Genomic DNA, 22,966 nt, shown 5'->3' on the forward strand with positions numbered 1-22,966 from the left:
GCTGGAACGTCGCCGGACGCCTACAGATGCTCGAAGAGTGCCATCTGGTGCCGTAGGCGATGCGTCGCAGCGCGGCGGACAGCGCAGCCGATAACAGAAGAAGCCGAACCCGCTCAAGTGGTCGACGCACCTACGGACGCCGTGCGAACCGACTTGCGGCCTGTGGTCCGTAGGCACCCGACGTCTGGACAAGTGATATCGTAGAGTCAAGTGGATCAAGTTTCCGCATCGGCACGGCCAGTACGCGGATTGCGGCGTCCGAAAAACGCCCGAGCCCGACAACGATGGCCCCATTTCGTGCGGACGCCGTTATTCCATAGGGAAAGAAGACATATCGATGATGACACGCCGCTTTTATTCCGTACCTGCGCTATGCGTACTGTTTACGATGGCCGGTTGCGGCTCACAATCGTTTCTGACGACCACCGCATCCACCACGGGTGACCTGCTGGCCGTCAAGATGGCCGACTACACCGGGAACAATGCCCTCTCAGCGAAGGCCGATGTGGCCACCGAGCAAGCCAATACCGTCTCACTGCCCGTCGAACTCACACAGGATACGGTGGACGCAGCGGTCATCACGCTTGTGCCCGCTGATATCGTCGTGGCTCTTGCTGGTGCCACCGCGAAGGCGCGCGGCGCAATCGCCAAGGGCAAGCCCTCGCACGCCGGCGTCGTGTTCCGAATCGCCGGGGTTCAAGATGACCCCTGCATGTCCGACATCACGGTCGGGCCGTTCGAGCTAACGTTTGAAGATGGCACCGTCACCGTCGATCCCACTGAGCTGCCGATTCCGCCCGAAGCACTGGCTCTGTTCCGCGACGGGCAGTTGGCGTTGTGCGCCGAAACACAGGCCGACTTCGACGGCACCATCTCGCTCGGCGAGGTGGCATTCCAGACAGGCCGGCTGCACGATGACGAAGAGCGCGTCACGATCTGTCATATGCCGCCGGGGCAAGGAGATGAACCGCACACGATTACCGTCGGTTCCTCGGCCGTGGACACCCATCTCGCTCACGGCGACCAACTCGGCGAATGCGATGAGAACCATGGCAGGGAAGACCGCGCCGAAAACGGAGATCAGGTTGGCACCGATGGTGAACATAACTCGGCTGAGGATGCCGGTGACGGTTCCGACACCCGCGACGACAGTGCGTCAAACGACGGCGAAGAGAGTTCAGCCGCTGACGACGAAAACACGGACGAAAACGAAGACGACGGGCAGACCGACAGCACCGCGCCGACGGACATGGATAGTGACGGCGTGGTCGATGGTCTCGATCAATGCCCGAACACCCCATCCGGCGAGACGGTCGATGCCGTCGGTTGCTCCTGTTCGCAGAAGGATGCTGACGCGGATGGTGTAAATGATTGCAGCGACACATGTGCGGCCACGAGTGTCGGATTGTCCGTCGATGCCAATGGCTGTGCCGCCAATCAACTCGACGACGACGGCGACGGTGTGATGAACGACGCGGACGACTGTCCGGCTACCGCAACAGGTGCGGCGGTCGATGCCAACGGCTGTTCGACTACGCAGTTGACCAAGACGATCACGGTTCCCGGTCCGACCGACATCTATCTGGCTGGTCAGCCCGACGGCACCACCGCTACTTGGCCGTTCACGGGCTTCACGAGCAACGCACCTCAGCACTCGCCGGTGATGATCGACATCTCACCGTGGGCCGGGAAGGAACTTCGCTTCACCGCAACAGGCGTCGTCGTCACCGGCGGCAACAACGCCGCGACGCCCGACGGTCGCAACTGGGTGCTTCGCCCCAACGGGTTGAGTCAGGTGTTCGGCCTGACCGCGATGACCGACTACAAGGAAGGTGCCCTCGTCGGCGTCTTCCTGACCGCCGCACTGCCGACATCCGGCCTGCTGCCCTATATGTCATCATCCGGCATCACGACAAAGACGCCGCTGCTCCAGCAGGTATTCGTCATCGGATCGTCGAATCTGGTCGTCATTCCGAAGGGGGCGACACGCCTGTTCTTCGGCGTGGCCGAACAGCAGGGACTCATTATCGACAACAGCGGCAGCTTCGATGTGACGGTCGAGGCCGTCCCTCATACGTTGCTGCCTTCCGACCCGCTTGCCGCGACGCGCTTCTACGTCGGCGACCCGAACGATCCCAAGGACGGCATTGGCTGGTTCGACGCGGGGCAGTGGGCGTTCGACTATGACTTCGACGGCGTGGCCGACTTCACCACGACGTTCGGGCAGGCGGGCGACCAACCCGTGGTCGGCGACTGGAACGGCGACGGCCTCGACGAGATCGGCGTCATGACGCCATCGGCATCCGGCAACGCATGGATGCTCGACATGAACGGCAACGGGGTGTTCGACGCCGGCGATGCGAGCTTCACCTACGGCGCAGACGCGGGCTCGATAGCCATCGCGGGCGACTGGGACGGCGACGGAACCTCCGGACTCGGGTTCACGACGCCTGACAACCTGTGGCACCTCGATCTCGACGGAGATCGCGTGGACGGCGCGGGCGAAGCGCTCGACACGCAATACGCTCGATCTATTCCTTTGGTCGGAGACTGGACAGGCGATGGCGTCAGCAACCTGAGCAACGCACCGAACGGATCAACCGGTTGGCAGTTCGATCTGGACAACGACCGCCGATGGATTTGGGGCACGACGTACCGCGACCAGAACTGGTCATGGGGCGACCCGGCCATCGACACCGGAGTGGCGGGTGATTGGGACGGCGATGGCCTGGACGACCCGGCAAGATACCGCGCGAGCACCGGCGACTGGCACTTCACGACACGCGCAGGAAAGGGTGTTCCGGTCAGATCGAGCGTCCTCGGCTTCGGGGCGAATGCCACACCCGTCGCGGGCTCATGGGGCACGGTTCGCGCAGCTCCGTGAGCGCGGTAACATCGAGAACACTTGGATACAACACGGTCCAATACGGATCGGTTGAAACCCAGCGACACGATCAAAGTCCGCAGATTCCCGATGCATGCCTTGGAGTAAACGTCACGCCGGGGCACGCGCGCCGTTCACCGACCAGAAAGGTGATGCCATGAGAAGGACTTGTCTCGCAGCCGTCGTCGGTGTGTGCCTGATGCTGTCAGCCGTAGTAGCGGGCGGCGGATCCGGTGATCGAGACTTCACCGCGCTGGCCAATCGCGTGTCAGCACTGGAGCAAGAGAAAGCTGTGCAGAAGAAGACCATCGCAGGTCTTGAAAAAGAACTCTCCGAAATGCGTAAGGACGCTGCGACCGGATCGTGGCTAACATATCCCAAACCGATCCGGAAGCGCGCTTCGTAATCCGGGCTTTTCCCATCGTCCTGTAAACATCAATGGGCAGGCATCAGCCAGTGGGCACCGACGCCCTGTCGTCCTGAAAACAGCCATGCCGCTCGGATGGCCGGTACACCACGGACGGCTCAACGTCCCCCGCTTCGGCGACGGCGCGGCGTAGTGATTCCTTCGATTCATCCGGCACCCTGTCAAAGGCTTGGCGCAACACGCCGATCGCTTCGCTTCGCGCATCGTCGGCCAGCGGCGTTACCTTGCCCGGAAGCCGGAAGTGAAGAATGTCCTCATGCACGCACGCTCCGTACCGACCGGTGAACCCTCTTTGCTGGCGGGCGAGCGGCTCCAGCCCCACGGCGCGCACCGCGACGCGGGCGACAAGCTCACCGTTGTGCAGCGCCGTGCCGAGAACACGCGACAGGCGACCGACGATCAGGACGAGGCGCGAACCCGGCGAGCACACCCGGGCCATCTCCGCGAATGCGGCGGATATGTCGAGCGCGTACTGCACGACGATGCGGAAGCGGTTGCTCCGGTGCCGCCGGTTCGAGCCGATCTCCGACCTGGCGGCGCTGAGCACATGGGAGCCGAGCGCCTCCGCCGACCCACGGTACTGCTGATGGTAGTTGATGACGTTGATGTACGGCGGAGATGTCAGAGCGCCCCCGAAGGACCCGTCCGGGAAAGGTAGTGTCCGGGCGTCGGCCCTGACCACTTCGATCGGCGCATCCGACCGGGGCATTTCCTCGACCGCCGACCGGAGCCGCAACCAGGCGCGCTCGACGCGCACTTCCTCTCGTTCTCTGCCGCCCATGTCCAGAAGAACGACCAACGCATCCAGTACCGTGCGAACGTCGGAATCTTTCTCGGCTTTGGCGAGTTCCGCGAGCCTTACGCCCACGCCACCCGCCGGAGCCGTGGCTATCAACGAGCCGACCCTTCGCAGCACGCTTTGTCTACGCCGTGTTCCCACATTGGCGAAGGCATGAGTTCGGGCGAGAGCGAACGCCGCGAGGCTGATCTCCGCGCCCGCCGCCGACATCCCCGTTAGCGCCGCCTCCCGCAGAAGGGTTCCGCTTCCGACGAAGGGATCGATGATCCGCGGCCTGTCGGGGAAGAACGCGCTGAGCAGAGAGCCGATGAGTTGCGGCGAGAACTGGCCCTGCCACGGAAAAGGGCTGCGTCGGGAGGTCCCTTCGGACAGGTCCAGTTCCGCGCGATCGAGCCTGTGATCGCCGGGGAACGCATCCAGACACGGCGTCGGGCCGGCCCAGGATTCCTGCAGTCCGTCTTGGCGTCCACGGCCCATCGGGGTCTCCGTAAGAGGGGTGTCGGTGTCAACGTCCACATCCCCCAGTGATAAGGATCGGCACAAGAACCGGCCCAGCTTGTTTCCGCTTCCTCCAAACAGGCCCCACGGGGCAAGATCGCACCTTACATGCGTTCTGAGGGCATCTTCGTTCCGTGGACATTTGGACATGGTTCTGGAAATCCGTGGATGGGTTGGGCGGAACCGTATCGCTCCCACGGGGCCTACGGATTGCTTCGAATAGACTGGGAATCACAGCACGGCGGAACGCCCGAGGACTGCCTCGTCGAGGCGACGCTGGGATGGTGATGCCGCGGATCGCCCGGCAGGAAAGTCCAATGAACCAGCGGAAACTGTGTGTCATGTCCGGATGTCCCGTACGGATCGGAGAGAGATCCCACCCGATGGAACTCTGTCGTCCGTCCCGTCCCCGAAGAGCCACACGGCTCCCTTCGAAGAGAGGGGCCCTGACGATCCCACGCCGCCACCCTCCAGAGTCGATCTCACTCCCGGCGGCGTGAATGTGCCGCCGGGGTGTCCCACCCGTCCTGCGATCACAAGATTTCAAAACCCCCATCGGTGCAGGACCGACAGAACGCGATGAACTCCTGGACCATCTCACGATCCGCTTCGTAGGCCGGCAGCCCGGGCGCGTCCGTGAGGACGCCCTTCTCATCCACATACGGGCCGATACCGGGACCGAGCGTGAACTTCTCGATGCCCGGCGACCTGGCGAGTCTGCGGTCGAGCGCGTCGGCAATCGCCACCGCAAGTGTGCCGACCACGTGGTAACCGTCGTTGGTGGCGATGCAAACGATATCAGGATCGTCTTTCGGCAATACGCCCGTCTCGCAGATCAGACGCACGATCGGACGCCAACTCCAAACGTTCGCCCGGAAATACTGTCCACTTGCCCCGTACAGATCAAAGCCCATCTCGGCCTCCTTCCCCTCTTGGAGAAAGTCATCATCCCCGGCCCGGCACGACACCCGGCCTCCAATGGAATATACCCACGGGCTGGAAACCAAATGGGCATGGCGTGCGGCGGGAACCTGATACGAGCTGCCATAACTGTCAGACCTTGTCCGAAGGAAGATGCGTCACGCGGCATCGGGGGGCCATATGTCGCCCAATTCTCAAAGTCAGTACGGGCATTGAGAGCATAATGGGCGGTAGACTCCGTTATGGCCACATGACCGCTCAGCCCAATCCGTAGGGCGCGCATTCTTGCGCCGGCCCTCAATTCACGCCCTGCCCGGAGCCGAGCCTGTCAGCATCCCATTTTGGTCAAGTCGCAGCCTCTTAGACGTCGGTACCGTGCTCGCTCGACACGGGAACTGAGCGTTCGCAAACCCACGAAATCAGTGCGCCGAGACACCGGGGTAATATCAGGTAGAGGAGACCACGGGGTTGGCCCGGGGTGAAAATGGTGGACTCAAGGGCGAAATGCCCGAGGAGGTCGGAATGATGCAGATTTGCGAGATATGCGAGGAACACCCGGCAGTGAACGACGGCATGTGCTATGAATGCCATCAATACGTGGTCAATCTGGAAGGATCACCTGAAGGGATGGTACTGAGAATCCTCAAGCAAATCCTAGGCGCTGCCGAGGAAGGCGGACTCACGGTCGAGCAGTCCAACGCGATCGTGCTCAAGATCATGAGAATGATCGAGAAGACCGAAGGCACGCTGTGCCAATGGAACGACTTCGACCGTGCGTCAACCGTGGATGACGTCTGCCTCGGCGTGATCGATGGCATCCTCGACATGTTCCGCGATCTCTGTGACGGCCACGATTGACCCCTAATGATCAGCCTTCCGGCACTCGCCAGGATAGAACAGGTGGTGGAGGATCACGGACGAACTCGTGGCTCCCGGGGACGAGTGACATCCGGACAGAACGAATGGAGGAGCGCATGACGACGTCTGAGCAGCACGGAGAGAGCGACGGCGGCATGGAGACATGCGTGCACTGCCGGGCACTGACCGCCGAGATCGACTACTGCGAACGCTGCGACGAACCGGTCTGCGATCGCTGCCTGGAGAGACCGTCGGAGTGCATGGTCGCCCCGCGACGCCGTTTGGAGGAGCTGGATGAATTCCTGGCGGACTCCGACGACATCACGCCGGCTGCCCTCAAGGAGCTGGCGATGGAGCACACGCGCGGAGAGTTGCTGGCGGACGCGCGGGCATTTTACGACGGGAGCCAAGCCGACGACCTGAAGGTAGCCGCCAAGCAGGTGGTAATCGGGGAACGCGAGTGGCTTCTCAAGAAACTGTGCAGGCCGGAAGGTTAGCACCGTGTCCAACCGGCAAACTCAATCGCCGAGAGCCGTTCACGAGACTGAAACGGATGGGTGTATAATACTATGGCAATGAGGCCGGAGGAGAATCAGATATGACCGTGAAGGAAGTGATAGAGGCGTTGCGACACTTCAACGCCGATGACGAGGTGACGGTTCAGGACAAGGTGACCGAGATAGTAGTCGATGGCAAATTCATCCGTACCGACAGTAACCAGATGGCGGTGCTGGAGATCGATGCTCTTGGCAACGACGACGAAGGCCCGGTGCTGGTGATCGGTGGCCTGAAGCTGGAGGCCTTCCGCGCCGTTGGCGGCGACTTGTACATTGAGGGCGTCGGGAGCTTCGCCCACACCGGGGATTCGGTCGAACTTGATGCCAAGGTCATGGAGTACGACAGGCAGACGTTCTGCGAGTCGTGCGGGCTGGTGCAGCCCTCATCCGACATTGAAGAGTGCATCGGATGCGGCGAGGGGCGAATGTGCGACATCGAGTGCATTGTCTGAACGCAGACGCCGATAATTTCGGGCTACAGTTGCGTGGAATCGCCCTCGCGCCGGAGCGACGCCCATCGATCGTTCTATGTGCGGCGAGGGAGACGACTTCGACAGTACGGCATCGAGCGACCTCATGTGGCGTAATGATATTCCACCCGCTGGCGATCGTTCCGCATACCCACACAGGTTCCTTCGAAGACGGGGCCCCGGAGGGGCCCGGCAGACACTGCCTTTCGGGCATGGAGGTGCCGGTCCGCACAGGCATTTGCGGCTTCGCACGGCACGCGGCATACTTGGCACCCCATGAACGTAACACCGCGACAAGTCCATCTCGTTCTCAGGCAGGCGCTGGAGGACGGAACCGACGAGAAGCTCACCGAGCAGGCTCAACGTCACCGCGAGGAGGGGCTCGGCTGGCGATACGACGGACTTGCCGACTGGACGACGAACGCGATCTTCGAGAAGCTGCGCGAGCTTGGCGTGGACACGGACGCCGACCGGTTCGCAGAACAGGCTCGCGTCGCAACTCGCTGCATGACGCTGGAGGAGGAGTGGCGGGACGGGCTGTCCCTGGACGACGGCCCGTGGGACGACTTTCCGTTCCTGGCTTCGGAGGAGCTTTGGCGGCGACTGAACCCGCGAAGCCCTGACCGCTCTTGAGGCGACGGCCGTGCTGCGACGCCTTTGCCCTGACGTTGCCGATGTGCCGCCGTTCAGCATCGTTTGATCTGCCATCAGCCCGCATGCGTCCCCCGGCAACAGCGAAGTCGGAAGACTCGTGAACGAGTAGATAGGACGAGGATTTCGCCGACGCTAGAATCCTATCATGCCGAACGACCGCCCAATCGCGCCTCGATGGTCCGTCTATATCCTGCGGTGCGGGAACGGCGCGATGTACACGGGGATTGCGACGGACGTGTCTCGCCGGCTCGCCGAACATCGGGAGTCCAATAGCAAGGGAGCGAAGTATCTTCGAGGCAAAGGCCCGTTGCATCTGGTTTTCAAGAAGGTGATCGGCGCCAAGGGACTTGCGCTGAGTGTGGAAGGACGCATCAAGAAGCTGAGCAAGGCACGCAAGGAAGCGATGGTCGGGCAGGCCGGCATGATCGAGCAGATCATCGCGCAGGCCAAAGAAGCATCCGACCGACGGGCAAAGCGATCTACGGTTCGCGTCCCATCATCGGAAGATCGTGGCGTCGAGCTACTGACCGTTCGTGAAGCAAGACGACTGGCACTCGCCAAGGCAGGCCTGCTGAAGCCCGAGTGGACCGGACTCCCGCAGCGCGCGAAGGGTCGCGGTAAGCGGGCCAGGGACGCCGCTGCCGCCGTGATCCGGCGCTTCGGATACCTTCAACTCGACACCGTGTCGATCGCCGGAGCGCGGAGCCACACGATCGTTCTCCTGTCGCGGCTGGAGGGATTCGATCCCGCCTTGGGCGAGGAACTCCTCCAGCCGGGCACGCCGCACTTCGAGTATTGGGGCCACGAGGCGAGTTGGATTCCCCTCGAACTCTATCCCGCCTTCGAGTTTCGCCGACGCGAGTTCCGCCATCACCCTTGGTGGGGAGACGTCGTGGGCGAAAACCCCGAGGTCGCACGCAAGCTCCGCCGCCGCATCCGAGACGAGGGCCCGCTGCGCTCTATCGACATGGAGGGTCGAGGGAGCAGCGGATGGTGGAACCTCAAGGTCGCCAAACGCGTCGCCACGGCGCTTTGGTCAAGCGGGGAGTTGGCCATCCGGGAGCGCAAGAACTTCCAACGAACCTACGATCTTGCCGAGCGTGTCATCCCCGATGATGTGAGGAACAAACCGCTCACCAAGCGAGATGGCATTGAAGTCCTGTTGCTCAAGGCACTCGATGGCCACGGGTGGGCAACGACGGGAACGCTCGCCTCGACGTGGCGGCTGAGGAACAACAGGAAAGACATCGCAGCGGCGTTACAACGTCTAGTCGAGAAAGGGAAGGTCATGCCGTGCGCGCTTGAGAACCCCAGCGGGCGCGCCACACCGGGTTGGATCCGGCCCGAGGATCGGGAGCTGGCCGCGAGACTGGAGACCGTGCGACCGCGGCGTGACCGTGGCGTCCTCCTGTCGCCGTTCGACCCGCTGCTGTGGGACCGGGCCCGCGTCCAACGACTCTTCGGCTTCGACCAAGTTCTTGAAATCTTCAAGCCGGCCGCGCAACGCACCTACGGCTACTACTGCCTGCCCGTGCTCGCGGGGGAACGGCTCGTCGCCCGCTTCGACCTGAAGGCCGACCGCAGGAGGGGATTGCTGCGCGTCCTGTCATGCCGATTCGAGGGGACAGCCAACTCAGCATCCGCCGCGAGCCGGGACGGCGAAGCGGTGCAGGCCGCACTCGCTCGCTACGCCGAAGCGCTTGGGCTGAAGCCGACGGGATGGCGTATCGCGCGATTCGGAACACGGTGACAACTCTCGCGCGATGGTCACTTGGCCGAATCGCTTGAATGAGATTGGTGCAGCGGACAGTTGGACATGCGACGTCGGACGTGTGTTTGCAGGCAGCACGAAAAACAGCGTAAGCGTCCGGCGAACTCCATCTCCAATCCGGCGGGAGTTGGTGTCACGATGCCTTCGGTTCGGCGCGACTGTCATCGGGCAGGCCAAACCGGTCAGTAATGGGCGGATCGAAATCGAGCTAACGGATGTGGCCGACTCGTTCGGGTCACCGGAACGGTGAATCGCGAGATGCTAATGCTGGTGCTGGTGCTGGAAGTCTTGGAGCGTCGGGCATGTTGAGGTTGCCAAGCCTGGGCAAAATCGACGAGGGGTTGCGCGTTCGGGTCTATCTGTGTGTCATCTATCAGTTGAGATCGCTGACAACAACCGCTTATCAGGTCGCATCTGCGTCTTGGTTCGAAGAAGCAGCACTCGAAGGAACTAGAACAGCGATCACCTCAGCGCTCGCTTGCCGGAAAGTTGCCCCCTTTGATTCTGAGAACTCAATCGTGAGGTCAATCACCTCAGACATACGGCTGAGAACCGCATCTGGCACAGAGACGCAACTCCCACCCATTCGGGCGAGACTATGCGGAGAAAATCCATTCAGCTTCTTGAGTAAAACCCAATCCGGAATGATATCCACTGCGTCCTCGCGGAGCTCTGCGCCGCAAACGAATGGCGGTCGCCCAGCCCCTCCGGTTGTGACCCTGTCGAACACACGACAGGCCAACAACGGGTGCTCCAGCTTGCGCCCAGTTACCACGGCCAAACAGGCTTCGAGATCCTGCGCCTGATCCATTGCCTTGTCGACCAGTGTGTGGCCGATTCCCAGAAGGCGCTCGGGGGCACCAGCCTCCGCCTTCTCTCGGTCGAAGATCATCCCGCTGTACTCGGGCAGTATCGCGGGTTCTGTCAGCCATTCGTCTGGCGTCTTGAACGACAGACCGTCGACATCCCTGCGTGGTTGCCGCCTGTTTCGAACCAACATTCCCGCGATGAATGCTTCCATATCCGGCAGATCAACTTTGGGTAGTTGCTTTGAGACATCCTGAAAATCAAACCGCGCGCAATTGCCTACGAGGTCCTTGACTGTGTCGATGACGTCCTTGTCGCCAAACTGCGCAGTCGTTTGATCAAACCACGCATCGAACTTGTCCGGCGCTACCTGAGTTGAGTCAGCGAATACGTCTGTGAACATTGCTGGCGACGTCATGCCCAGTACGAGCTGGTACATGTCCTCTGGATCAGCCATGACCTGGCGCAGCGCCACGTTGATGTGTTTGATCTTCTCCGTGAGCTTATCCCAGATCCGGCTCTCAACAGTTGATGGATTCCGGAAGCTCGTGATATGTACGCGGTGCTTCTGCCCGTAACGATTCAGTCGTCCAACACGCTGATGAAGTCGCATGGGGTTCCATGGGAGATCAACGTGAATCAGTGTATGACAATGCCCCTGAAGATCGATGCCCTCGCCGGCGGCTTCGGTCGAGACCAGGAAGCGGACTACCCCGTCATTGAATCTTGTAGCGGTATCCTCTCGGCGCGCACGAATCGTTCGCTTCAGTCCATCGGGATGAAGAACCTCCTTCGCCTCACCATCGCCATTGATGAACGACACTGCGTCAATGCCGAACTCGGCTATCAATGACGACATCAACAACGATTGGGTCGCTTTGTATTCGGTGAAGAAGAGCACTGATGTCGTTGATCCTAGCGATCGCACTGCTGCGAGAACGGCCTGGATCTTTGTCTCGACTGTCACCTGTTCACCGGCCGTGATTAGACGTCCAAGCCACTCCTGCTCGTTGTCCATCAGCCGAAGCTCGAGTTCAGCAAGTTTCTCATCGAGCTCGTTCATCTCGTCAAACTCGGCGTTAGACTCGGCCTCCTGTCGCTGCAACACAAGCTGGTTACCCTGGCGGTGTTCACGAAGTGACTTCGATGCCGCCCCTATTCGGTTTAGCCGACCCCTCAGAGCACGGAGAATCGCCGCCACAGAGCTGCACGCGAGTTTCTGCATCGCGATCAAGACAAGCATCACCGCACGACCGTCACGTCCACCGAGGCTGGATGCGTACGTCTTTCCGGTGACGATGAACTCCGTCAACATGTTGTAGAACCGCTCTTCGCTGTCGGAGTAGCTGTACGTGCGGCTCTGTACGACAGGTTCTTGGAATAGTCTGGAGCCGTGCAGGTCCGTCACGTTTTGCTTGTTGTTGCGGATCATGATTCCTGGTAACTGTCGTAGCTGTTCCGCGTGGGGCCGCTTTGGTCCGAAAGTGTCCGGCCGTAAGAGCCCCAGGAGCGAGAAGAAACCATATGGCTTCCCGCGATGCGGCGTACCGGTGAAAAACACCATGGACCGGACACGTCCAGCACCAACAAGCTTCTGCACTAGCCGAAAGCCCAAGGTCGGACCCGCTTGCCCGTCGGCATTGAGATGATGTGCCTCGTCAACGATTACTAGGTCCCATGGATCCGCGACTAGAATACGCTGATGGCGACTATTGCTGTCCAGTCTCAGCGTGTGGAAAGAGGCCACGACTTGGGGATTCGTATTCCAAAAGTCACTCCGGTCAGTATCCGCTGTAGCGGCGTAGATACTTGTGCGAATATCGAACATTATGCGCAGGCGGTATTGCCATTGCTCAACCAACGATGCCGGGCAGAGGATCAAGAGCCTGCGAATCAGCCTCCGTGAGATAAGAGCTGATAGGATCAACCCGGCCTCGATCGTCTTGCCCAAGCCGACATCATCCGCAACGAGCCAGCGAGCGGGCCAAGTCTCTAGGACCTTGCGGCAGACCCAGAGCTGATGCGGAAGTAGCGCAATGCGACTTCGCGCAAACATTCCCCAAGCACCATTGATTGAGGCGATGGCTTCTGCTTGCATTCGGACCACTACATCTAGCGACGAGTGGGCCTGCCCTGATCTGATCGCCTCCACGAGGCTCTGGAGGACGGTCACATCGGTTTTCTGGCATTCGTGGATGCTCGTGCCAAAGCGCACGATGACCGTCGTTCCTAGATCGGCTTGCACCTCACCCATGCCGTAGCCAGGCACACGTACTTTCATCCCTCGATCTAAGTCGGAGGTCATCAGTCTTCCCCTTCCTCGGGAGGCGGCTCCTCAAGAAAATCATTCATATTGTGATCTCCCCAAGGGCCGTCGCCGCCCAGGAGGTCATCGCGAGTAGACTGGAACTGTGGCCACGTCAGCGATAGCAGCGGAATGTCAAAGCAGCCATCGAATGATGCGTTAGGCCCGACGTATTCGGAGAGAAGTGTCGCGATGCGCTTCGACTGGCCTGCCCGTGGCGTCTTGTCGACAAGCAAATCCAACTTGCCCGTGATACCAGCGAGAAGCCTGCGGATCGCAAGGGACGGAACGTATGCCATCATTTCAAGCTGCGGTGCGGGCGAGTAATTACCCGGATTGTCACGAAGTCGGGCACGAAGCACCTCCCGCAGGACAAAATGTGATCCCATACCCAGGGTACGACTGCATGGCGGCGCATCGAACCCTGTGGAGCCGGCGAACACATGACTCGTCCGGAGATTTGCGATGTCACGAATACTCTTGAGGTTTTCGAGATTGACACCGGGCCGAGTTACTGCTTCGAACGCCCGCACATATTCGGGAAGCCATCGAGCAAGCTGATAGAACGCAAGAAACTGATTCATCCACTTAAAGTACTTGGCATCCCCCTGTAGGCTGTCCAGATAATCGTCCATGACGTCGAACCAACGGGAAGGCGAGTCAGTCGGCCCGGACAGAATGTCAAGCCATTCGCGTTCGATGCAGAGGTGGAGAAAGTCGCGGTTCTGGTAGTCCGTCACTCGCCCAAAGCGATGCATAGCACCGCGCATGAACAGGATCATCCACTCACGCCGAGTCTCCATGTCGCTTGCGAGCTGCTCTGCTGTTGCCGAGAACGAGATAGCAGGCAGTCGGCCACCTGGAAATACCCTGTGATCGTGACATTCCAGAATCTTCTGGCGTTCGAGTCGCCACCACTTCACTATATCAGAGAGAACGTCACCAGGCGGTCGGGGCGAGTGTGGGACTTCGGGGGCCGGCGCAAGATGGCGAGTGCTTTCCTCGATGAATTCCTCACCCCGGCCTAGTTTGCCCATGACGACAGCTTGACGATCGGGATCGTCCGGCATCGCTGCATTTCGTTCTTCAGAATCTCCCAGCCAACTTTGGTCGACTTTCCCAGACCGCTCACTCAAGACCTGCTGCATTTGGTGACTTAGTTCACCCTGCTCGAGGTATTCCAAGCCCGCCTTTCTCTGTGAAGCCTCGCTTACCTCCAGGAGCCAATGCGCCATCTGTTCGGCAGAAGCCTGCATCTCTTTGCGACACGCGAGGAAGAACTGCACGCCGTTGCCCTCGTACTCACGAGATAAGAGGTGCCCGAGAGGCGCGAAGGCGGCACGACGACGCTCCTCAACACGAGATGGTGGCGCGTCGCTGAGCAACAGATGGGCGGCCGGACTCCAGACGCCCGATTCGGAACGGAACTTCAGCTCCGAGAGTGACTCGCGTATCTGCTTCTCCTCTTTAGCCCAGTTCCGATTCGATTCCATCTCTCGCAGCCGTCCCGGTGTGATAAACGTACCGAGGTCATTTGCAACCTGGGGCGAAACAGAAGGACTGTCAGTAATTGTCTTGTCCAAAACATCGGCAAGCGTCAGCGACGGCACTGTGATGCTGGATACGCGATCGAGAACGGAACTTATGGAGGACGCGATCACCTCACCTAGTTGGATGTTGTCGCTGATCCACTGGCCGTTCGCGGCAGCCTCCCATACGTCGGCTTGCTCCAGGATGCCGCACGTACACCAAGCTATCTTCTGAATGGATGTCAAGCATCCGTATCGTCCGTGCAAGTCTGTTGGCATCGCATCGGCGCCACGAATCAGTCGAAGGATTCCGCAGTACTCTGAGCCAAAGAGAATTCGTTGTATGACCCCATGTTTGAAATCGCTACTTGAATGAGGTGCACAGGTTCGCCACAGGGATGTCCAAAACTCGTCACGGGTCGCAACCTTGCATCCCAGCGTAGAGCGCATTGTCGTCCAATCGTGCTTAGATGCTTGGTAGAGCTTACACAACTGTTCGCCGAACTCGCGTCCCATCTCGAGAGCAAGCTGTTCGTTCTTTTCGGTTTTGCGGAGCTGCGTCCTGCCCGGATTGACATCGAAATTGCCATTCACAAGCACGCCTCCAGCTCCGTGGTGTTCGGTAGGGGTCGTGACCCAGACTTCCGGGAGTCCGTTGAGGTGATCAGGACTTATACCGTGATCGTCGGTCGCTAGGAGAATGGCTCCGTACCTGTCGGGGCCGAGCCGGAAGACCATCACGGGAGTGGTTCCGCCCTCACTCGACTTGACCGTGCCGATCTCGACACGCGGTGCAACTTCCGTGGGGCTCCAATGACAGGCGAAGTCCGGCTTGCCAGCCTGGCCAACAGTGCACTGACGCAACCGCCTCGCAAATATAACTGAGTAACCGGCCAGCGTTCGGAATCTTTCCAGAACCGAAGCCGCGTCCATGGCGTCTCGAAGTGGCAGCTCGATCACAGTACCTCTGTGCCTCGCATCCCCCAGATCGTTTAGGATTGCCTCCAATCGCTCCTCATCCGACTCCGAGAGACGGCTTGGATAGACACCACCAAGAACGCGGAAGCGACTCCGAGATCCACTGAGCACTCGCGGAGAATCCGATACGAAGAACACGCTTTTGAAACCCAGGCCGAACTTGCCTGTTCGCTCATCATCCCCGTCTTCATCGTCCTTCCCGGATCCTTGCAGGACGAGCATCCGCTCCATATCTCGATCGAAGCCGCGATCGCGTCCATCTGCTGAGCCAACTCGAAACTGATTGATTCCACGACCCCAGTGAATGAATCGCAAGACCGGCTGGCCGTCGATTGAGTCTGTCTCCGCGGTGAAACGGTACCGAAGCTCGGTGGGACGCGCACGCTGGAGCACGTCATCGTCCTCGCAAAGACTCTCGAGCTCGACTACCGCGTCGTCGCCGTTTTGGAACAACTCGAAGGGAATCGACGCTTGGTTATAGCTCGCCGCGCCGAGGCGCTTGCATATCTCGGTGAGAAGCACTCGCTGCGTGTCGGGATCGTTCACGAGAAGAGACCGCAGCTCCCCCAATACCCTCGTACGTTCCGCATTAGCGAGTTGTTGTTCGTCGGCTGTCGCAGCTGTCTGTAGTTGTTGTCGTACCCGATGCCAAGCGTTGAATACTTCTCGCAAGGTAATGGCGTGACGAACGGATAGCTGTGTCTCCAATAGCATTGCACTGGACTCAAGGATGAGGTCCTGGGCAATCTCAATATCTAGCTGCCCGACGTGAGTGATCTGGCTCCAGATTGTCACGAACTCGTCATTGCTCTGGCGATGTATCAGCGAACGGATAGCCTGGACCGTACAGCCGAGGACCTCGAGCTTCTGGTCTGTCGGAAGAACTTCCGGGTCGATCTGTCTGAGGCGAATGACATAGCACCGGCGGTCTTGCGGCAGCGGGTAGTACTCGCTTCCGTCAAATCCATCGAAGAGAGATACCAACTGGCTGCTGACCGCAGGACTGAATCTCTGGCCCAACAGGTTTGTTGCTTCGACCGTTTTTGCGTCGGCAGGGACGATCAAAAAATGCTGCCGGTCCATGAGCTCACGGAGTCCCCACGATCCAGTTACCGCCTTTTGCCAAGAGAATAAGTTGCGTAAAGCGGTGAGCGGTCGGCTGTCACGGAGCGTTTCGTAGAGATCCGGGTAACCGTCGTTGTTGCCCAGCATCGCAACTACGGCAGCGATCGCATCATCGGGTACATCCTCAGCTCGCCATGATTCAAGATACTTGCCAAGAACTCCTGCGCTTGCAGCTAGTTCGTCCTGATCGAATGTGCGTCCACCGATCGCCCGGTCTCTTGGCCGGTCCGACTCCGTCGACTGATCTCCCTCGTCAGCCAAGACGTGCTGCAGTGCATCGACGTGTGATCGATGCAGCAGGTGTGAGTTGGCAATGTTATACCCTGAAACCGCTAGCTGTGATGCTGCACACCAGCCACCCTCCCGGTTCAAGAGCTGAAGCTCGGGGAGTATCCGGCGCGAATCAGAACCGTGCGATACCTCTCGCAGAAAGCTGTTGAACAGTTCGAGGCATCGACGTCGCAAGGCGGTGCTCGAACACCTATGTCGTGAAGCAACGTGCAATAACACATCGCGGACACGATTGTGAGGCAGCGGGGCCTGAACAGCCGGGAGCAAGTGCCGAGCAATCCATTGCACGCCACCGGTGCCACTGTCACGAAGCTGGCTGAACAAACTGGCGGCCGGCATAACGCTTAGCGACTCGGCAAACAGATCGATGAAGTCGCCCAGGTTCGCCTCGTTGACGGTGTGTATGCCGACAGCGAACCGCGGCACACCCCTGAGAGCTTCCCCGAGTCGCCGATACAGTTCCTCGCCACGAGGACACATTGGCTCGATGTCCGACCAACGGACGTGATTGGTAATCGATGTGGGCAGATCGTCCTTCGGCAGGACGCGCCGATCCGCCTCTCGCAGTTCTCGAATAGACTCGGCAATGTGACCCCGGCAGATGATTTCGCTCGGTGCGAAAGCCGAGCCGTTGGGACCCGGGAGCCAGCGGCGGGATCGCAGCTCTCTTCGGAGATTCTCGGGTACTTCAGACGGGATGCTCTCAAGGATGAACCGCCAATGAAGATGACAGTCATCTAATGCTAGCGCCGTCCGAAGCACATCATTCGCGGACAAGGTCGGAGCCAGTGATCTTGCCCGAATTGCTCCAGACGGATCCTGAACGAGTATCAGGTTGGGAAACACCGTAGACGGCGGAAGCGAAAGGTCGCCCTGAATGAAGGTCTCGTCTGTGATTGAAGTCGCATCGCCATCAGTACGCAAAAAGAGCGGCAGCGCGCGCAGAGAGTCAAGACTGGATTCCGGCCACTCTCGAACAATCTGCTTGACCCATGCTGAGTTGCGCAACACAGACGAACAGTCAACCACTGCATCGCCAGCATGCCGCATCAATTCGGGCACCGTCGTACTGTTGCATTGACCGATGCCTAGAAACTCCCTGTGCGAGCGCGCCAGATCAATGGTCAACGAATCGGGTACCAGACGCCACTCGTCGCCCTTGGCGGCCAGAATCGTGGACGCCAGAGCAGACCATCCATCAGCGTTGTCTATTAACAGCGTGGATGTGTCATCGATGCAATCGCTCTTGCCATGGAGAAGGTATCGCAGAGCCTTTCGCAGGACAGGTGATGCCCCTTCGGACGAGACAGGGAGAAGGCCCCGAATTAGCTCTGCTCTGGGCTCGGTGGCCGGGACCAGCGGGGGGCCGCCTGCAAGCATCGCGGCGCACGCCGAAGCATCACAAGCCGGAATCGCTCCGAGTACGTCCGACAGGAAAGTGGCAACTTCAGGTTGGCCAATGAACACCACGGTTCCGACCGGAAGGCAGAATTGAAGCCGTTTGCAAAAACTGGCACTCTTGCAGAACAGCAAGCCATCCACACGGCTCCCGTTCAGTTGAGTGGCTGACAGTGCGGCGCGGCAATCGTCTGAATAATTGCGGGCGTAGAAGATTGGAAGATCGCCAAACTCCGCCATGAAATGGGCCGCGCCCAGCTTCCAAGAACGGAGGATGGTGATTGCCGTCTGCCCGACAAGCGTGTGGAACGCGTCCTCTTGCGCGCCAGATGGTCGGTGAGCCGCGAGTGCGGCCAGAAGCGAACGAGCATCTGCTGTGCCAATCTCTGGCCCTTTCGTAGCGCTGGTTTCTACCAGTACATTGGGAACGGGCAGTATCTCAGTGTTTGCCGCGACCAGCGCCTCAAAGAGACGCTCAGATTCACGAACGAGGTCCGACTTGAATGGGATCGGCAACACGACACTCGCAGGGAGGATCTGAAGGAGTGCTGACATCGTGTCGTCCTGCGCCCGCAGCTCACGGAGCCGCGTGTCTCGCAAAATAGAACGCATCAGCTGGAGCAGTGACTCGACGAAATGCGGCGCACGGCGGTCACGAAACTCAGTAGCTGTCGTGAGCAGGTATTTGAGCTTCGTGCTATCACCGACCACGTCACAGGCAGGAACACTCTGGAGTAGTTGAGATACGAGATCGTCAGGCCACGACTCTTCAGTACGCTGAACGAGTCGTGGCAACCTGCAGAACGAGAACGCTCGGTTGTCCGGCTGACTGCCGAGCGCAGGGAATACCTCGAATGGCAGACGCGGGTCTGTTTCTCTGTCACCCGGCAGGTAGACGATCGATGTCTTTTGTGGCAGGACACACCATCGCCCGCCTCTGTCGTCGAGTCGATACAGCCAAGAAGCGTCGCGGCATATTTGGCCTTTATGTTCGTCCCACAGACGGCTTCGGGCGATGAAATCGGTCAGGTCGTGTAGCTTGTCCAATCGCTGTACGTCACTGGAGATCGCGTTGGCGTACTGTGACAGCGCTGGGATGAGCAACGGAAGGGTTCCCTGCTCATACAGCGTCTGATTCCACTTCTGGCGTACGGTCGGGCGCTCGCCTTCCGGTGCAAAATCGACACCAAGACGCCCCGCATCAACAAAGAAGTATCCATGCAGGATGAGCTCGAAGGCGTGCCCGCTGTCGCCCTTGCATTCCGGGTGCGGCGGGTCGCCCAGAGGAAGAAAGACAGCGCGATCGACGCGCAGAAATCCTGTTCCGCTCTGCTCGATCACAACGACGCCGGCGTGCTGTCGCGCGACGGCTGGCATGCGCCGACGTCCGGATGACGTCTGCGAATCCGTATGAGGCCATTCCTCTTCGCGTTCCAACTGTGACAGGGCGTCATGTGACAACAGTTCGTGGACGCCGGCATAGGGCTGTTTATTAGTCGAGCCGTCTGTGATCAGCGTGACCGACCCAGCGAGCCTCGCTCGTCCCTGCGCCATGCCACGCCAATCGATGTGCTCTCGTGTCTCACGCAACACCGTTCTTGGAACGGCACTATTCGAGTCAGACGACCAGAAGCGGACCGCCTCAAGTGTCGACATCAGCGGCAAGATAGGCTGAATCCCTGCCAAGCGGCGCTCCGCAAAGATGTCCTCTGGGGGCTCTGGCGAATCACCGTAGTACTTGGGCTCTATTGCCCATTGTGCAGGATTGTCCTCTGCGCAGATCTGGCAGTGTGTTCGTTTCCGCAAGGGGAGACACAAACCAAACCACGCCGACGCGCTGTCACGGAAATGTCGCGTGGCCAAACCGCGAAGCAGTTCCTGATCATGCTCGACGAATGAATCCCACTCCGCATAACGTTCTCCGTGCCACGGGTTCAGAATCCCAGTGCGACCGAATTCCTTGAGTTCTTCATCTACCGGCTCAGCGTCGCCACTCGGGTCTGAGAAGTAGAAGAACGCCTCACAAAGATGGAAGACGCTCTTCAAACCGAGGCCGAACTTGCCTATTTTCCCGTCCTCGTGTCCTTTGCTTCCCGTACCGGCCAAATGAATCGAATAGGAATCGAGAAAGGTGAAGCGGGCGTTGTTGAGGACGACGAGGACCGGGCCGAGGAGGAGTGGATGCTGCGCGTTCGGTATCGACTGAAGCCAAACGATGTGGAGCTCCGTCGCGCCGGCATCATCCGCGTTCTGAATGAGCTCCTTCAGGACAGCGTGGCAGTCCTTGTACCTGTCTCGGAGATTGCGTCGCAGGTCTTCGATCGTGTCGAACGCTGTATGTCGAATTCCGCCCATGGCTGCCCGATTCGTTCGTCAATCGCCGGGATCTTGTTCACGATTATTTGGTGTGCACCTCGGCATCGGTATCGAAGGCCGGGCGGAGAGAAAAGAGCCGTACCGGTTCGGCGTTTTCGACGAGGCACCGAATCCCCCGGCGCGGGCTCGACAACTGTGATGACGTTTCGAATCCGATTCGCGCCATTGCAGGTTCATCTCCGGCGCCCGCGTAACATGTCCGGCACCGTCACACTCGTTGCTCCGCAAACGCAGATTCCGTTCGTCATTCACGGTCTCCTTTCATCGCGGGCGAAGGCGCTCGTACTTGCGCCCCACCGCCGCAGCGCTTCGGATTCGCCGAACAAGCAATCGCCGTCACCTCCAACGCAGAAGGCCCACGCGATCCCGTTTGTGTTTCTGACCAAGTAAGATACACTCATGCGTGATGGCTGACCAGGGGCTAATGACGCTCGATGAGGCCGTCGCCTATCTGGGGGTAGCCAAGATCACCCTGCGCCGGTGGACCCGCAAGGGCGAACTGGCGTACGTGCGGATCGGCAAACGCGGCGACCGTCGTTTTCGCCGGAAGGATCTCGACGCGTACATCAAACAGAACCGGAGCCCGAAGAAATGACGTCCCGACTGACCACCGCGCAGAGAGCTGGAGCAGTGGACGGGGCAACCAGGCGATGGAGCACGACCCGATGACCCGCGAAAAGATCACGCTTGCCCAACTCGAGTCCTTCCTCTTCAAGTCGGCGGACATCCTCCGCGGCAAGATGGATGCCTCCGAGTTCAAGGAGTTCATCTTCGGAATGCTGTTCCTGAAGCGGCTCTCCGACGAGTTCGACCTGAAACGCCAACTGGTCCGCAAGCAGTACGCCCACCAGCCAGACCTGATCGACGAGCTGCTGGAGGACAAGACCTCCTACGGCGAGACATTCTTCGTCCCCGTCCGCGCCCGCTGGAACCAGTCATGGACCGATGAAGACGGTCAGTTGGTCCCGGCGCTGAAGGATCTGAAACACGACATCGGCAACATGCTCAACAAGGCGATCGCCGCCATCGAAGACGAGAACGATGCGCTCGCCGGCGTCCTGAAGAACAACATCGACTTCAACGCAATCAAGGGCAAAACCAAAATCCCGGATCAGAAGTGGAAAGACCTGCTCGACCACTTCAACCAGCCGCAGTTCGTGCTCGTCAACGACAACTTCGAGTTCCCCGACCTGCTCGGCGCCGCGTACGAGTACCTCATCAAGTTCTTCGCCGACAGCGCCGGGAAGAAAGGCGGCGAGTTCTACACACCCGCCGAGGTCGTGCGTCTCCTCGTCCAACTCACCAAGCCCGAAGCGGGCAACACGATCTACGACCCCACCGCAGGCTCCGGCGGCTTCCTCATCCAATCGCATCAGTACGTCGAAGAGCAAGGCCAGAACCCCAACGACCTCGCCCTCTATGGCCAGGACTCCAACGGCACCGTCTGGTCGATCTGCATCATGAACATGATCCTCCACAACATCACCCGCTTCAACATCGAGAACGGCGACACGTTGGAGGATCCGCTGATTCTGGAGAACGGACAGGTGCGAAGGTTTGACCGCGTCCTCGCCAATCCGCCCTTCTCGCAGAACTACAGCCGCGCCAACATGAAGTTCACCAGCCGCTTCCGCGAGTGGTGCCCCGAGACCGGCAAGAAGGCCGACCTCATGTTCGTGCAGCACATGCTGGCCAGCCTCAAGGCCGACGGTCACATGGCCACGATCATGCCCCACGGCGTCCTATTCCGAGGCGGCAAGGAGAAACTCGTCCGCGAGTTGTTTATCAACGACGATTGTCTGGAGGCGATTATCAGCCTGCCGCCCGGCCTGTTCTACGGCACCGGCATCCCCGCGTGTGTCCTCGTCTGCAACAAGAACAAGCCCGACGAACTGAAGGACAAGATCCTCTTCATCAACGCCGACCGCGAGTTCGCCGAAGGCAAAAACCAGAACAAGCTCCGCCCCGAGGACATCGAGAAGATCGACTTCGTCTTCACCAACAAACGCGAGATCCCCAAGTACTCCCATCTGGTGGACAAGTCCGAGATCGTCGAGAAACACGACTACAACCTGAACATCCGCCGGTACGTGGACAACACTCCCGACCCGGAACCCGAAGATGTCCAGGCCCATCTGATCGGAGGAATCCCCGAGTCGGAGGTCGATGCGCTCGCCGGCGAGTTCGGAAAGTTCGGCGTGGCCCCGGATTCCATCTTTCAGTCCGATCGGCCGGGCTATCTGGCGTTCCGGGAGGAGATCGACGCCAAGCCGGCCATCAAGAAGGCACTGGAAGCCGACGCCGCCCTGGTGAAGACT

General features: G+C 59.8%; 13 protein-coding genes. 9 read left to right on the top strand and 4 right to left on the bottom strand.

Annotation, left to right across the window (positions count from 1 at the left end):
• Positions 1 to 337: 337 nt before the first annotated feature.
• Positions 338 to 2,884 carry a hypothetical protein gene (locus ACW81B_RS12065; RefSeq protein ID WP_491580469.1) on the top strand — a complete coding sequence of 849 codons (2,547 nt, stop codon included), beginning with the start codon at positions 338 to 340 and terminating at the stop codon, positions 2,882 to 2,884.
• Between the two features lie 94 nt (positions 2,885 to 2,978).
• Complete coding sequence (locus ACW81B_RS12070; protein WP_491580470.1) at positions 2,979 to 3,290, top strand: hypothetical protein; 312 nt, start codon at positions 2,979 to 2,981, stop codon at positions 3,288 to 3,290.
• A gap of 43 nt (positions 3,291 to 3,333) precedes the next feature.
• Here the strand turns inward: ACW81B_RS12070 and ACW81B_RS12075 are convergent, their stop codons facing one another.
• Both ACW81B_RS12075 and ACW81B_RS12080 read right to left on the bottom strand, forming a co-directional pair.
• On the bottom strand, positions 3,334 to 4,587 hold the full coding sequence (locus ACW81B_RS12075; protein WP_491580471.1) for a TRM11 family methyltransferase: 1,254 nt from the start codon (positions 4,585 to 4,587) through the stop codon (positions 3,334 to 3,336).
• Positions 4,588 to 5,141: 554 nt separating this feature from the next.
• The gene (locus ACW81B_RS12080) at positions 5,142 to 5,522 is read right to left on the bottom strand and encodes a hypothetical protein (RefSeq protein ID WP_491580472.1); all 381 of its coding nucleotides are present in this window, start codon (positions 5,520 to 5,522) and stop codon (positions 5,142 to 5,144) included.
• Between the two features lie 475 nt (positions 5,523 to 5,997).
• Between ACW81B_RS12080 and ACW81B_RS12085 the strand changes: the two genes are divergently transcribed.
• The 5 genes from ACW81B_RS12085 to ACW81B_RS12105 all read left to right on the top strand — a co-directional run bounded on the left by ACW81B_RS12085 (position 5,998) and on the right by ACW81B_RS12105 (position 9,818).
• Positions 5,998 to 6,387, top strand: a complete 390-nt coding sequence (locus ACW81B_RS12085; protein ID WP_491580473.1) for a hypothetical protein — start codon at positions 5,998 to 6,000, stop codon at positions 6,385 to 6,387.
• Positions 6,388 to 6,503: 116 nt separating this feature from the next.
• On the top strand, positions 6,504 to 6,884 hold the full coding sequence (locus tag ACW81B_RS12090) for a hypothetical protein (RefSeq protein ID WP_491580474.1): 381 nt from the start codon (positions 6,504 to 6,506) through the stop codon (positions 6,882 to 6,884).
• A gap of 101 nt (positions 6,885 to 6,985) precedes the next feature.
• Positions 6,986 to 7,396 (top strand): hypothetical protein, encoded by a 411-nt coding sequence (locus tag ACW81B_RS12095; protein WP_491580475.1) that lies wholly within the window; start codon positions 6,986 to 6,988, stop codon positions 7,394 to 7,396.
• Between the two features lie 294 nt (positions 7,397 to 7,690).
• Positions 7,691 to 8,047, top strand: a complete 357-nt coding sequence (locus ACW81B_RS12100) for a hypothetical protein (RefSeq protein ID WP_491580476.1) — start codon at positions 7,691 to 7,693, stop codon at positions 8,045 to 8,047.
• Between the two features lie 166 nt (positions 8,048 to 8,213).
• Positions 8,214 to 9,818 (top strand): DNA glycosylase AlkZ-like family protein, encoded by a 1,605-nt coding sequence (locus tag ACW81B_RS12105; RefSeq protein WP_491580477.1) that lies wholly within the window; start codon positions 8,214 to 8,216, stop codon positions 9,816 to 9,818.
• A 424-nt stretch (positions 9,819 to 10,242) separates the two neighbouring features.
• Here the strand turns inward: ACW81B_RS12105 and ACW81B_RS12110 are convergent, their stop codons facing one another.
• Positions 10,243 to 12,951, bottom strand: a complete 2,709-nt coding sequence (locus ACW81B_RS12110; RefSeq protein WP_491580478.1) for an SNF2-related protein — start codon at positions 12,949 to 12,951, stop codon at positions 10,243 to 10,245.
• The gene (locus ACW81B_RS12115) at positions 12,951 to 20,627 is read right to left on the bottom strand and encodes a sacsin N-terminal ATP-binding-like domain-containing protein (RefSeq protein ID WP_491580479.1); all 7,677 of its coding nucleotides are present in this window, start codon (positions 20,625 to 20,627) and stop codon (positions 12,951 to 12,953) included. Before ACW81B_RS12115 ends, ACW81B_RS12110 begins: the two co-directional genes overlap by 1 nt.
• 445 nt (positions 20,628 to 21,072) lie before the next feature.
• Between ACW81B_RS12115 and ACW81B_RS12120 the strand changes: the two genes are divergently transcribed.
• A complete protein-coding gene (locus ACW81B_RS12120) occupies positions 21,073 to 21,243 on the top strand; it encodes a helix-turn-helix domain-containing protein (RefSeq protein WP_491580480.1) in 171 nt (56 codons plus the stop codon).
• Between the two features lie 70 nt (positions 21,244 to 21,313).
• Positions 21,314 to 22,966: type I restriction-modification system subunit M (locus tag ACW81B_RS12125; RefSeq protein ID WP_491580481.1), on the top strand; the 1,653-nt coding region annotated here is incomplete at its 3' end.

It is taken from the genome of Thiogranum sp. (genome assembly GCF_058323355.1).